At 52.1% G+C, this 13,249-nt stretch carries 12 protein-coding genes; 1 reads left to right on the top strand and 11 read right to left on the bottom strand.

What is annotated here, in order from left to right; translation table 11 throughout:
* The 8 genes from H4F65_RS21305 to ribF form a co-directional block, all read right to left on the bottom strand.
* On the bottom strand, nucleotides 1-434 hold a 434-nt coding region (locus H4F65_RS21305), incomplete at its 3' end, for a carbamoyl phosphate synthase preATP-grasp domain-containing protein (RefSeq protein WP_481859783.1).
* A gap of 14 nt (nucleotides 435-448) precedes the next feature.
* On the bottom strand, nucleotides 449-1,597 hold the full coding sequence (gene carA / locus H4F65_RS21300; protein WP_010681763.1) for a glutamine-hydrolyzing carbamoyl-phosphate synthase small subunit: 1,149 nt from the start codon (nucleotides 1,595-1,597) through the stop codon (nucleotides 449-451).
* Nucleotides 1,598-2,042: 445 nt separating this feature from the next.
* Nucleotides 2,043-2,864, bottom strand: a complete 822-nt coding sequence (gene dapB / locus H4F65_RS21295) for a 4-hydroxy-tetrahydrodipicolinate reductase (RefSeq protein WP_010681764.1) — start codon at nucleotides 2,862-2,864, stop codon at nucleotides 2,043-2,045.
* Nucleotides 2,865-3,203: 339 nt separating this feature from the next.
* Nucleotides 3,204-4,154: a 4-hydroxy-3-methylbut-2-enyl diphosphate reductase gene (ispH, locus tag H4F65_RS21290; protein WP_010681765.1), complete on the bottom strand. Its 951-nt coding sequence runs from the start codon at nucleotides 4,152-4,154 to the stop codon at nucleotides 3,204-3,206.
* Complete coding sequence (gene fkpB / locus H4F65_RS21285) at nucleotides 4,135-4,608, bottom strand: FKBP-type peptidyl-prolyl cis-trans isomerase (RefSeq protein ID WP_010681766.1); 474 nt, start codon at nucleotides 4,606-4,608, stop codon at nucleotides 4,135-4,137. Before fkpB ends, ispH begins: the two co-directional genes overlap by 20 nt.
* On the bottom strand, nucleotides 4,608-5,123 hold the full coding sequence (gene lspA / locus H4F65_RS21280) for a signal peptidase II (protein WP_085996943.1): 516 nt from the start codon (nucleotides 5,121-5,123) through the stop codon (nucleotides 4,608-4,610). The genes fkpB and lspA overlap by 1 nt, the downstream gene beginning before the upstream one ends.
* Entirely contained in the window at nucleotides 5,120-7,933 is a 2,814-nt protein-coding gene (gene ileS, locus H4F65_RS21275; protein ID WP_039319083.1) for an isoleucine--tRNA ligase, read from the bottom strand. The genes lspA and ileS overlap by 4 nt, the downstream gene beginning before the upstream one ends.
* Nucleotides 7,934-7,964: 31 nt before the next feature.
* Complete coding sequence (gene ribF, locus H4F65_RS21270; RefSeq protein ID WP_039317139.1) at nucleotides 7,965-8,906, bottom strand: bifunctional riboflavin kinase/FAD synthetase; 942 nt, start codon at nucleotides 8,904-8,906, stop codon at nucleotides 7,965-7,967.
* A gap of 425 nt (nucleotides 8,907-9,331) precedes the next feature.
* Here ribF and rpsT point away from each other — a divergent pair, with 425 nt between their 5' ends.
* Complete coding sequence (rpsT, locus tag H4F65_RS21265) at nucleotides 9,332-9,595, top strand: 30S ribosomal protein S20 (protein ID WP_010681770.1); 264 nt, start codon at nucleotides 9,332-9,334, stop codon at nucleotides 9,593-9,595.
* A gap of 37 nt (nucleotides 9,596-9,632) precedes the next feature.
* On the opposite strand, the gene nhaR is transcribed toward rpsT, so the two are convergent.
* The 3 genes from nhaR to dnaJ all read right to left on the bottom strand — a co-directional run bounded on the left by nhaR (nucleotide 9,633) and on the right by dnaJ (nucleotide 13,196).
* Nucleotides 9,633-10,547 carry a transcriptional activator NhaR gene (gene nhaR / locus H4F65_RS21260; RefSeq protein WP_010681771.1) on the bottom strand — a complete coding sequence of 305 codons (915 nt, stop codon included), beginning with the start codon at nucleotides 10,545-10,547 and terminating at the stop codon, nucleotides 9,633-9,635.
* Nucleotides 10,548-10,579: 32 nt separating this feature from the next.
* On the bottom strand, nucleotides 10,580-11,776 hold the full coding sequence (nhaA, locus tag H4F65_RS21255) for a Na+/H+ antiporter NhaA (protein WP_039319086.1): 1,197 nt from the start codon (nucleotides 11,774-11,776) through the stop codon (nucleotides 10,580-10,582).
* A gap of 283 nt (nucleotides 11,777-12,059) precedes the next feature.
* Nucleotides 12,060-13,196 (bottom strand): molecular chaperone DnaJ, encoded by a 1,137-nt coding sequence (gene dnaJ, locus H4F65_RS21250; RefSeq protein WP_010681773.1) that lies wholly within the window; start codon nucleotides 13,194-13,196, stop codon nucleotides 12,060-12,062.
* Nucleotides 13,197-13,249 lie beyond the last annotated feature (53 nt).

Here is a 13,249-nt window from a genome sequence, read left to right as displayed (position 1 = left end):
CGCGCGGTATCCAGACCGATCTTCTTCATTGCCACGTCGAAGCGGCGGCGATCTTCTGCTTTATCAATCGCATCCGCCGTTGCACCAATCATGGTAACGCCGAATTCGGCCAGCACGCCCTGACGTTCCAGCTCCAGCGCACAGTTCAGCGCAGTCTGGCCGCCCATCGTTGGCAGCACCGCATCTGGACGCTCTTTTTCAATGATTTTACGCACCACTTCCCAGTGAATCGGCTCGATGTAGGTCGCATCGGCCATTTCCGGGTCAGTCATGATGGTTGCCGGGTTGGAGTTCACCAGAATAACGCGGTAACCCTCTTCACGCAGCGCTTTACACGCCTGTGCACCCGAGTAGTCAAACTCACACGCCTGGCCGATAACAATCGGGCCTGCGCCCAGAATCAGGATGCTTTTAATATCTGTACGTTTTGGCATTTTCTCGCTCCTGATTATTTAGCTGAAGAACGGTAAGTCTGAATCAAGTCAATAAAGTGGTCGAACAGCGGCGCGGCATCGTGCGGGCCTGGACTCGCTTCTGGGTGACCCTGGAAGCTGAACGCGGGCTTATCCGTGCGGTGAATCCCTTGAACCGTATGGTCAAACAGGGATTTATGCGTGACGCGCAGCGTGGCAGGCAAATTATTTTCATCAACCGCAAAGCCGTGGTTCTGCGCGGTAATCATCACACAATTGTTATCCAGATCTTTGACCGGATGGTTGCCACCGTGGTGACCCAGCTTCATTTTGATGGTCTTGGCACCGCTCGCCAGTGCCAGCAGTTGGTGACCCAGACAGATGCCGAATACCGGAATATCCGTTTCCAGGAAGGTTTTGATCGCGCGAATCGCGTAGTCGCACGGTTCCGGGTCGCCCGGGCCGTTAGAGAGGAAAATACCGTCTGGATTCAGCTTCAGCACCTCTTCGGCAGGTGTCTGCGCCGGAACAACCGTCAGGCGGCAGCCGCGATCCACCAGCATACGCAGAATGTTGCGCTTCACGCCGTAGTCATAAGCCACAACGTGGTAAGGCAGTTCGCTTTCGTTTTTCGCCGCAGGCAATTCGCCTTCCAGCGTCCAGCTTCCCTGTAGCCAGCTGTAGCTTTCTGCCGTCGTCACTTCTTTTGCCAGATCCATGCCCTTCAGCCCAGGGAAGGCTTTCGCTTTCTCCAGCGCGACAGCAGCATCCGGCGCATCGCCCGCGATGATGCAGCCATTCTGTGCGCCTTTCTCACGCAGCAGACGAGTCAGTTTACGGGTATCGATATCAGCAATGGCGACGATGTTGTTGCGTTTGAGGTATTCAGACAGGCTTTCTTCACTACGGTAGTTGCTGGCAATCAGAGGTAAATCGCGAATAACCAGACCTTGAGCCTGTACAGAGGGGGATTCTTCATCGTTGGCATTGGCGCCGACATTACCGATATGGGGATAAGTGAGAGTGACAATCTGGCGGGAATAGGAAGGATCAGTAAGGATTTCTTGATAACCGGTCATCGACGTATTGAAGACCACTTCCCCCACTGCCGACCCTTCTGCCCCAATGGCCCGACCGTGGAATTGGGTTCCGTCTTCCAGAACCAATAGCGCTGACTTAATCAAAACACCCTCCAAGGAATAAACAATCACGTTATTTGCATATTAATTCAGATTTGAGTCACTAAATCAATGCAAAAACTACCTGTAAGGCCAATTTTTGGCAAATTGGGCGCATTTTAATGATGGTCTTCCTGATTGTCTACCCAAACCGCTTTTTTTCTCTTATTTTTATGCTTTACGAAATAAATAGTGGCCCACTGACGTAAAAAACCCGATCAACTCAGATAAGTAAACGGTTGCGAGACAACATCGTTAAAATAAGGATAACAAATCGCCAGCAAAGGGGATTTCGGTAGTCACAAGGAAGAATTACCGCTAAAAAGCAGAATAAAAAACAGATAAAAAGAAACAATAAGACAAAGTTAATATGTAACAGGTAAAAATAAAGGTGATCATTAAAATAACCACCTTTATCAGCGATATATAATATTTATATAAAAATTAAGTACTATAAATCATCCAGAGAAAGCACATCTCTCATATCAAAAAGGCCATTTTCTTTCGAACTAATCCAGATAGCCGCTCTTACTGCACCATTGGCAAACGTCATACGGCTGGATGCCTTGTGGGTAATCTCAACGCGTTCGCCAATGTCAGCAAACATCGCCGTATGTTCACCGACAATATCGCCCGCACGCACGGTCGCAAAACCAATGCTTTTCGGATCGCGCTCGCCCGTATAACCTTCACGCGCGTACACGGCACAGGACTTCAAATCGCGTCCCAGCGCATCGGCGATCGCTTCGCCCATCGCCAGCGCAGTACCCGATGGCGCATCCACTTTGTGGCGGTGGTGTGCTTCAATAATTTCGATATCAGTATAGTCGCCCATGACCTTGGCCGCTTTTTCCAGCAGCTTCAGCATGACATTGACGCCAACGCTGAAGTTCGCCGCAAACACAATTCCGATATCCTGCGCAGCCTGCTTAATCGCCGCTTTCCCTGCGTCATCAAAGCCGGTTGTCCCAATAATCATGCCTTTACGGTGCTGACGGCAAAACGCCAGATGCGCTAAGGTGCCTTCCGGGCGAGTGAAGTCGATCAAAATATCGAAATCATTCTGCACAGCATCCAGGCTTTCATTCACGGTAATACCGCTTTTACCCAGCCCGGCTAGCTCACCGGCATCGCTTCCTATCAGAGACGAACCAGAACGCTCCAGCGCCGCGCCCAATACCACGCCGTCCATTTGCTCGATAGCCTGAATCAGCTGGCGTCCCATACGGCCGCCCGCACCTACAACCGCAATACGGATGGATGAATCCTTCATAATGTCTCTCTCTTTTTGATCCTGACGACATAAAAATAACATCAGGTTAACGGGCGCTGCGCACTATCGCCAGCGGATTTACCGCCAGATTAGAAAATACTGTTTGAAGCCGCAGAAAATCAGCAAAACTGTCTAACCACAGACAGCAAAATGGCGCATCAGAGCGATGAAAAGCCGCAAGGTATTTGAAGATAATCATAAATGGTCAAAATTAAACCACATGGCATAACGCATAAAAATTCATTTTTATGCATTAACATTTTCATGAGTGAATAATACGGGAAAGAAAACGGAAGGGGGTAAAAGCGATAGGGCCAAAGCCCTACCGCAGGAACAGCATTAATCTATCTGTTTGACTTCAACACGCAGCTCTTTCGGCACTTCAAAGACGATGTTTTCTTCACGTCCCTGCATTTCAACCGCCACCTTGCCGCCTAATTCTTTCAGGCGCTGAATCACCTGTTGTACCAGAATATCCGGTGCCGATGCGCCTGCGGTTACCCCAACATGTGAAGCGCCCGCTAGCCATGACTCCTGGATATCTTCCGCTGAATCTATCAGATAAGCCGCTTTCCCTGCGCGCTGTGCTAATTCAGCAAGGCGATTGGAGTTTGATGAGTTTTTAGAGCCGACGACAAAAACGACATCCGCCTTATCCGACAAGTGGCGAACGGCTTCCTGACGATTGGTCGTGGCATAGCAGATATCATCTTTACGCGGGCCGACGATCTGCGGGAAACGCTCACGCAATGCATCAATCACCGCATAGGTATCATCAACAGACAGCGTGGTCTGCGTCATAAAACACAGATTGCTTTCGTCTTTTACCTGTAGCTGCCAGACATCCTCAGGGGATTCCACCAGATACATGCCGCCGTCCACATTGCTGTACTGCCCCATCGTTCCTTCAACTTCAGGGTGCCCGGCATGCCCGATAAGAATCGCTTCTACGCCTTTCTTACTGGCTCTGGCCACTTCCATATGCACCTTGGTCACCAGCGGACAGGTCGCATCGAATACCGTCAGATCGCGGTTTTTGGCTTCATTACGTACCGCTTGCGAAACGCCATGTGCCGAGAAAATCAGAATCGCACCGTCCGGCACGTCTTCAATCTGCTCAATAAAAATCGCACCACGTTCGCGTAGTCCGTTAACCACATAGCGGTTATGTACCACTTCATGACGGACGTAGATCGGCGTACCAAAAAGCTCCAGCGCACGTTCCACAATGCTGATAGCCCGATCGACACCGGCACAAAAGCCGCGCGGATTAGCCAGCAGGATCTGCATGTGTCACCTCCTGTTGTACGGGATCGATATCCAGCACTTCAAGATCGAAGGTTATTGCCTGGCCGGATAGAGGATGGTTGAAATCCACGGTGACCGACTCTTCGGTCACATCGCGAATAATCCCCGGCATATCATTTCCGGCAACGCCACTGAACAGCATGATGGTGCCAACTTCAGGTACGCCGGTCTGGGCGAAATCACGACGCAGGAAGAACTGGATCAGGTTCGGATTGGTCGGCCCAAAGGCCGACTCCGGCGGTAGAGTAAACTTGCGTTTATCACCACGCTTCAATCCCAACAGATGTTGTTCCAACGCGTCAGACAGGCTGCCGTCGCCAAGGCGAAACAGCGCTGGCTTGCCGCGCTCACGCGTAGATTCAGCCGCTGAGCCATCCTCTAGCGTCAGAATAAAATGCACCAGCAGCGCGCTGTTATGCTGAACACTCTCGGACATCAGTGACCCTTTTGCTTAACGGTATCAGTATCATCATGCGTACTGAAAAATCCTTCCAGTACGATGAGCGCCGCACCAATACAGATAGCGGTATCGGCAAGGTTAAACGTGGCGAAATGCCAATCACCGACATAGAAGTCGATGAAATCGACAACAAATCCGTGCCATGTACGGTCGAACAGATTGCCCAATGCGCCGCCAATAATCAGCGAATACGCAATGTTATTGAGCCGGTGTTTGACGCTGCCACGGTACATCATCACCAGCAGTGCAACCACGATAGCAATCGCGATGCCAGCAAAGAACCAGCGTTGCCAACCGCCTTTATCCGCCAGGAAGCTGAATGCTGCGCCGTAGTTACGGGCGTAATGCAGATTCAGAGAAGGCATCACTGGCACCGTGTCTCCCAGCGCAAAGTGGGCAAGGATCCACTGTTTGCTGCCAAGATCGACAATTAAAACCAGTATCGCCAGCCAGAGCCAGCGCAGTCCACTCGAACAGATCTTATTCATCAGACAAATTTACGCTCTTCGCCGTTACCGCCCACGTTAGTCGCACAGCGACCACACACTTCAGGATGCTCGGCATTGCTACCGATATCCGTCTCGTAATGCCAGCAGCGTGGACACTTGTGCCCTTCTGCCTCACTTAAGGCAATTTTCAGTCCGGTGAGTTCCGTTGCCTGCGCGCTATCCGGCGCATTTTCATAACGCTCAACCAACGCTTTTGACGTCAACAGTGCGAAATGCAGTTCCTGACGCAGCTGATTCAGCTTGCCTGCCAGATTGGCATCGGCGTATAGCGTAACAGAAGCTTCCAGCGAGCCACCGATGCGCTTGTCATTACGCGCCTGCTCGATGACTTTGTTCACTTCGCTACGTACTTTCAGGATATCGGCCCAGAACGCATCGTTCATGGTTTCCGAAGCATCCAGCCCAAACAGGCCGTCATACCACTCTTCGGTAAACACGTACTGTGCACGTTTGCCCGGCAGGTAGCTCCAGATTTCATCCGCAGTGAAGGACATAATCGGTGCCATCCAACGCACCAGCGCTTCTGAGATATGGTACAGCGCAGTCTGGCAGCTACGGCGCGCCACGCTGTCGCTTTTTGCCGTGTACTGACGATCTTTAATGATATCCAGATAAAACGATCCCATCTCGATCGAGCAGAACTGCATCAGGCGTTGTACGACGCGGTGGAAATCATAGCTTTCATACGCTTCGAGGATCTCTTCCTGCGCGGCTTTCGCACAGCCAACCGCCCAGCGATCCAGCACCACCATGTCTTCTGGTTTCACGCTATCCTTCTGTGGATCGAACCCGTTCAAGTTCGCCAGCAGGAAGCGTGCGGTGTTACGAATACGGCGATAGGCATCGGCGGAACGCTTCAGGATCTCATCGGATACCGCGATTTCACCGGAGTAATCCGTTGAGCCAATCCACAGGCGCAGAATGTCGGCACCGAGTTTGTTCATCACGTCCTGCGGGCTGACGGTATTCCCGATCGATTTGGACATCTTGCGGCCCTGACCATCAACGGTGAAACCGTGGGTCAGTACCTGACGATAAGGTGCTTTGCCTTTGATCGCCGTAGAGATCATCAGGGAAGACATGAACCAGCCACGATGCTGGTCGGAACCTTCCAGATACATATCCGCCGCGTGACCACCGAATTCAGGACGTACATCCACGACAGACGCGTGCGTTGATCCAGAATCGAACCACACGTCCAGCGTATCCGGCACTTTGACGTAGTTATCCGCGTCTGCGCCCAGCACATCGGCCGGATCGAGATTCCACCATGCCTGAATACCATCGGCTTCAACACGTTTCGCTACCGCTTCAATCAGCTCAGCGGTACGCGGGTGCAGCTCTTCCGTCTCTTTGTGGACAAACAGCGACATCGGCACGCCCCAGGTACGCTGACGGGAGATACACCAGTCAGGACGGTTAGCGACCATCGCTTCGATACGCGCCTGACCCCAATCCGGGATCCATTGCACGCCTTTGATTTCAGACAGCGACTGCTTACGCAGGCCTTTCTGATCCATGCTGACAAACCATTGTGGCGTCGCACGGAAAATGATCGGCGACTTATGACGCCAGCAGCACGGGTAGCTGTGCTGCAATTTCTCTACGTGCAGCAACATGCCTTTTTCACGCAGGATTTCAACGATCAGATCGTTGGCTTTGAAAACGAATTTTCCATCCAGTTCAGGATAGGTGCCGCTCAGGTAGCAGCCATTCGGCCCCACCGGGTTGGCGATTTCCAGATTGTATTTCTGGCTGATCACATAGTCATCAGGACCGTGGCCACCAGCGGTATGCACCGCACCCGTACCCGCATCCAGCGTCACGTGCTCGCCAAGAATGGCCGGTACGTCAAAGCCCAGGAACGGATGTTTGAAACGCAGCAGCTCAAGATCCGCGCCTTTACAGTCGCCCAGAACGATCCACTGCGTCACGCCGATGCGTTTCATCACGCTTTCAACCAGATCGGCCGCCAGAATCAGCGCCTGGCCGTCAATCTGCACCAACTGATAATCGAACTCTGCGTTCAGTGAGATCGCACGGTTTGCTGGCAGCGTCCACGGCGTGGTCGTCCAGATCACCAGCGAAACAGGGCCGTCTACGCTATTCACGCCAAATTTGGCTAATACCGCGGCCACATCGCTAGCGTTAAACGCGACATCAATGGACGGAGAGGTTTTGTCGTAATACTCAACTTCCGCTTCCGCCAGCGCGGAACCACAGTCGGCACACCAGTGAACCGGCTTCGCCCCTTTGTGCAGATGGCCGTTTTCAATGATGCGGCCCAGAGCACGGATGATGTTCGCTTCAGTTTTGAAATCCATCGTCAGGTAAGGACGATCCCAGTCGCCCAGCACGCCAAGACGAATAAAGTCGGCTTTCTGACCGGCAACCTGCTCTGCCGCATATTTACGGCACTCCGCGCGGAATTCTGCGGCGCTGACTTTCTCGCCCGGCTTACCGATCAGCTGTTCTACTTTCAGCTCAATCGGCAGACCGTGGCAGTCCCAGCCCGGCACGTAGGGGGAATCGTAGCCAGACAGACCTTTTGATTTAACAATAATATCTTTCAGAATCTTGTTAACTGAGTGACCAATGTGAATGCTGCCGTTCGCGTACGGAGGGCCATCGTGCAGAATGAAGGTCTTCTTTCCCTTCTTCGCATTGCGAATAATCCCGTACAGATCCTGCTCATACCAACGTTTCAGCATGTCAGGTTCGCGCTTGGCCAGATCGCCACGCATCGGGAACCCTGTTTCCGGCAAGTTCAGGGTAGTCTTATAGTCACTCATTAGATTCTCGATTTCGTTTCGGCTAGAAAAATTAAACCGGTGTCTTTAACCCGAAGAACGTCCGGGCTGTCACCACATCATCGGCGATTTGCTGTTTTAACGCATCGAGCGAAGCAAAACGCTGTTCATTACGGATCTTTTTACGCAGTACGACTTCAATATGACGACCATAGAGGTTCATCGTCACGTCCAGCAAATGCACTTCAAGCTGCTGGCGTTTGTCACCGTTTACGGTCGGACGCGTGCCAATGTTGGCAACGCCCGGTAGCGGTTCTTGCCCCAGCCCATAAACGCTGACGGCATACACGCCGCTAACAGGGGAAACCTGACGTTTCAGCGGCAGATTGGCGGTAGGGAACCCAATGGTTCGCCCCAATGCTTTACCATGTTCCACACGCCCGGAAATGCTGTAAGGATGGCCCAACAGACTTTCTGCCAGCTCAAGTTCATCACGACTGAGCGCTTCACGTACGGCAGTGCTGCTAACCCGTTTGCCGTCATTACAGAACGAATCGGTGCTGATGACATCAAATCCCGACTCACGTCCAGCCTTCTGTAATAACAGGAAATCTCCCTGACGACCAGCCCCGAAGCGGAAGTCATCTCCCACCACCAGAAACTTCACGCCCAATTTTTTCACCAGCAGGGAAGAAACGAACGTCTCCGCATCGTTGGCGGCAAAACGTGCGTCGAATCTGACGCACAGCAGATAATCCACGCCGGCCTGCGCCAGATATTTTACCTTGTCACGCAGACGCGTCAGACGAGCGGGCGCTTTTTCCGCAGCGAAGAGTTCCAGCGGCTGTGGTTCAAAAATCATGACCATCACCGGCAGCCCACGAGCGCGACCTTCCTGCTTCAGTCGTTCAAGCAGCATTTGGTGTCCAAGGTGCACGCCGTCAAAATTACCAATAGTGAGCACACAGCCGTAATGGTGTGCCCGAAGATTGTGTATACCGCGAATTAGCTGCATGGCTGGCCCAGAACAAAGGGTTAATATTATGGAAATCGGCGGATTATACCTTGTACAGCGAGTAAGGTTAACCTGCGATTCGCGCCTTTTGCAGCCACCTTGTAAATCGTGCCAGTATTTGCACGTTTTTTAGCTGAATCATCGATGGATGACGCCTATACGCAGAATATCCAGACAGCGGACGGCACATGCAATCCGACTTTACCGATGCCAGACAGGGCTTTATCAAATTCAGGATGAATTTATGATGCGAAAAGCTGTATTCCACCGCGTGAAGCTGCTAAAATCCTGCGCCATCACAACGTAACAAGTGTCGACGTACAAACGACGCTTATTTGCACAAATCCATTGACAAACGAAGGCTAAACGAGCATATTCCACGGCCTTTGAATTGTCCTCGATTGAATATATTTGGGAGTTGGACCTTGGCTAATATCAAATCAGCTAAGAAACGCGCCGTACAATCTGAGAAGCGCCGTAAGCATAACGCAAGCCGTCGCTCAATGATGCGTACTTTCATCAAGAAAGTATACGCGGCGATCGCTACTGGCGATAAAGAAGCGGCACAGAAAGCATTTAATGACATGCAACCGATCGTGGATCGTCAGGCTGGTAAAGGCCTGATCCACAAGAACAAAGCTGCACGTCATAAATCCAATCTGGTTGCGCGCATCAACGCCATGCAATAATCACGCATCTGCGTGTTGTTGCTAAGAAAAAACCGGCCTAGGCCGGTTTTTTTGTGTCTGTGGTATCACAGAAGAGCGCTGAAAAATCCGCGTTACAGACGCGCTGCACCGCCGGATGCTGGATCATTCTGGCCGCAAAAATCGCATAATACTCATCCTGAATGTTCTCGATCCTACCGATCTCGACGATATCGCCCTGCTGGTAGATTTCATTGGCATACAGCGACGGTGCAACGAAAATCGCGTCGTTATTAATACCGAACGCGGTCATCAGCGCCGCATCATCAAATTCACCCAAAATAGTCGTCTGAATATTTTGCGCAGTAAACCAGTTCAGCAGTTTCCGTCCCAGCATGGTTCGCCGCCCGGGAATCAGCAGCTTACGTTGTTCAAGGCAGGCGGGAAAAGGCTGCTCAGGCTGCGGACGTTTACAATAAAAACTCACACCACATTCGCCCAGTTTGATTGAAAACAGCCCTTCCTGCTGCGTCGAATCCACCGGACAATCTGACAGAATCATATCCAGCTTATGCTGGCTCAACTGCTCCAGCAGCATTTCGTGCGTCGACTCAAAACAGCGTAAATGGATATGTTCCTGTTCCGTTACGACCGTTTCCAGCACCCTGCTCACTAGCCGTTTGGACAACGCATCAGCCACGCCGACATCGAATAACAGGTTCGATTCTTTGCGGTAGTTCACAATATCCAACATTTCCTGGCTAAGCTGGAACATACTATCTGCATAGCGAAAAACAAGCTGTCCCAGCTCCGTCGGTTCCAACCCGCGCCCCTTACGCTTGAAGAGCTTGCCCTGTAAACGCTCTTCCAGGCATTTGATTTGCCCGGTAATGGTCTGCGGCGTTAAGAACAGCGTCTCTGCCGCCCCCGCAACGGATCCCGACTTATAAACCTGCCAGAAATAATAGAGATGATTAAAATTCAAATGAGACACACCCGCCCCCTCTTCGCGCCTCCGGCATAGCATCAACCCTTACACGGCTGCATCGCCTTGTCCAGCGCAGGCAACACCCCGCGTAGCGCCAGATAGCCAAGCAGCGCCGCCAGCCCCGATGCCAACAGAATTCCCAGCTTGGCATAGGTAATCAATTCCGCATCGCCGCCGGAGAAGGCCAGTAGCGTAATAAATATCGACATGGTAAAACCGATGCCACACAGCACTGACACCGCCACAATCTGGCTAAAGTGAACACCAGCGGGCAGACGCGCGTAGCCCAGTCGGATGGTTAGCCAACTGAACAAGGTAATGCCCAACGGTTTACCAATCAGCAATCCAGCGGCAATGCCAAGGCTCAAAGGGGAAAACAGTTTTTCCAGCACAATCCCCTGCAATACAATGCCTGCGTTAGCGAAGGCAAACAGCGGAATAATCAGAAACGCAACCCACGTTTGTAAGCCATGTTCCAGCGTGGTTGCCGGAGAAGGCTGCCCGTCGGACGTGCGCAAAGGAATAAAGAATCCGACAATCACTCCCGCCAGCGTTGCATGAATGCCACATTTCAGAATGAAGACCCACAGGACGATCCCCACCAGCAAATAGGCGGAGGTTTTACCAACCCGCTGCCTGTTCATATACGCCAGTGCCGCAATCGCCAGCACCGCTCCACCCAGTGCGGGCCAGAAGATCTGCTGCGTATAAAACAGAGCGATGATCAGGATCGCCCCCAGATCGTCAATGATCGCCAGCGCCAGCAGGAAGACTTTCAGCCCCGCGGGAACTCGTTTGCCCAATAGCGTCAGCACACCAATGGCAAACGCGATATCTGTCGCAGCGGGAATCGCCCAGCCAGCGCGCGTCACTTCATCATTCGCGTTGAAAAGCAGAAAGAGCAAGGCAGGAAACATCATTCCGCCTACCGCAGCCGCCAGTGGCAGCATCGCCTGCTGGCGGCTGGCTAACGAGCCTTCGATAAGCTCGCGTTTCACTTCCAGACCAATCAGCAGGAAGAAAACTGCCATCAGGCCATCGTTAATCCACAGTAGCAGGTTCTTATTGATTTCGAGTGCGCCAAACCGCATTTCCACCGGCATCATTAGAAATTGCTGATAGCCAGCGGCGGTAACAGACCAATTGGCAAACGTGAGTGCCAATACTGTCGCCATCATTAACATCACGCCAGCCGCCGCATCCAACTGAATAAAACGGCGAATCATTGTTATCATTGACTTAATCTCCCATGAGGCACGAGCATTAATACCGCACGCCCGCTTTCTTGCTGGCAAGATTACGCAATCTAACCACTCGTTAAAAGCAGATTAAAGCTGGCTTAATCATCGTAAAAAACGATCTATTGAATTGAGGCTATCTGGAGAAAGGAATAAAAAACGTTGGGAGCGTTTTTCAACGTTGCACAGCAACGGCCGCAGGGTGACGGACGGATGTCCATCATAAAAAAACCGGCAGGTTTACCCCACCGGTTTCTTATCACGCGTTAACGACAAACCATTAACGGGTTAAATCATCGAAAAATTTCTTCACGCCATCGAAAAAGTTTTTCGAGCGTGGGCTATTTCTCTCGCCAGACGGGCCACCGAAGCTCTCATCGAGTTCTTGCAGCAGTTGTCTTTGACGCTCGTTTAGGTTAACCGGCGTTTCGACAACTACACGGCACAGCAGATCGCCCTGCGCACCGCCACGTACCGATTTCACGCCTTTGCCACGCATACGGAACAATTTCCCGGTTTGCGTTTCCGCAGGCACTTTCAGCTTCACGCGGCCATCCAGCGTAGGAACTTCAATCTCGCCACCTAATGCTGCCATCGCAAAATTGATCGGCACTTCGCAGTACAGATTGTTTTCTTCACGCTGGAAGATCGGGTGCGCTTTAACCTGCACCTGAACGTACAAATCACCTGACGGTGCACCGTGCTCACCCGCTTCGCCTTCACCAGACAAACGGATACGGTCGCCCGTGTCCACGCCCGCCGGAATTTTCACCGACAGCGTTTTGCTCTTCTCTACGCGACCATGGCCGTGACATTTGACGCACGGATCTTTAATGATCTTACCGCGACCATGACAGTGCGGACACGCTTGCTGCACGGTAAAGAAGCCCTGACGCATCTGAACCTGACCATTACCATGACAGGTCGGACAGGTGATCGGGGAGCTACCCGGCTTCGCGCCGTTACCGTGGCACACATCACACTCTTCGAGTGCGGGAATACGGATCTCTTTGGTGACGCCACGTACCGCTTCTTCTAGCGTCAACTCCATGTTGTAGCGTAAATCGGAGCCACGGCTCGCGCGCTGACGGCGACCGCCGCCAAAGATGTCTCCGAACACGTCGCCAAAAATATCACCAAAATCGGCACCGCCGCCGCCAAAGCCACCGCCGCCTCCGCCCATACCACCTTGCTCAAACGCCGCGTGACCGTACTGATCGTAGGCTGCACGTTTTTGCGAATCGATAAGGATTTCGTAGGCTTCTTTGATCTCTTTGAACTTGGCTTCTGCCTCGCTATCACCAGGATTACGGTCCGGGTGGTACTTCATTGCCAGACGCTTGTAGGCTTTCTTTATTTCGCGCTCATCCGCGCTTTTAGCAACGCCCAGGCTTTCGTAATAATCTTGCTTCGCCATTTCTTTTCCTGCCCCTCAACATGCGTGCACGGGCGTAGAGTTTCCTCGACGCC

Source organism: Pectobacterium brasiliense (assembly GCF_016950255.1).
Taxonomy (GTDB): domain Bacteria; phylum Pseudomonadota; class Gammaproteobacteria; order Enterobacterales; family Enterobacteriaceae; genus Pectobacterium; species Pectobacterium brasiliense.
Note: the sequence above shows the minus strand (reverse complement) of the source record. Positions and strands in the feature narration are given on the sequence as shown.

Bases quoted from the DNA above. Each gene is read 5' to 3' on its own strand.
- dapB (WP_010681764.1), bottom strand. From the start codon at position 2,864: ATGAAGGATTCATCCATCCGTATTGCGGTTGTAGGTGCGGGCGGCCGT.
- ispH (WP_010681765.1), bottom strand. From the start codon at position 4,154: ATGCAGATCCTGCTGGCTAATCCGCGCGGCTTTTGTGCCGGTGTCGAT.
- fkpB (WP_010681766.1), bottom strand. From the start codon at position 4,608: ATGTCCGAGAGTGTTCAGCATAACAGCGCGCTGCTGGTGCATTTTATT.
- ileS (WP_039319083.1), bottom strand. From the start codon at position 7,933: ATGAGTGACTATAAGACTACCCTGAACTTGCCGGAAACAGGGTTCCCG.
- ribF (WP_039317139.1), bottom strand. From the start codon at position 8,906: ATGCAGCTAATTCGCGGTATACACAATCTTCGGGCACACCATTACGGC.
- nhaA (WP_039319086.1), bottom strand. From the start codon at position 11,776: ATGATAACAATGATTCGCCGTTTTATTCAGTTGGATGCGGCGGCTGGC.
- dnaJ (WP_010681773.1), bottom strand. From the start codon at position 13,196: ATGGCGAAGCAAGATTATTACGAAAGCCTGGGCGTTGCTAAAAGCGCG.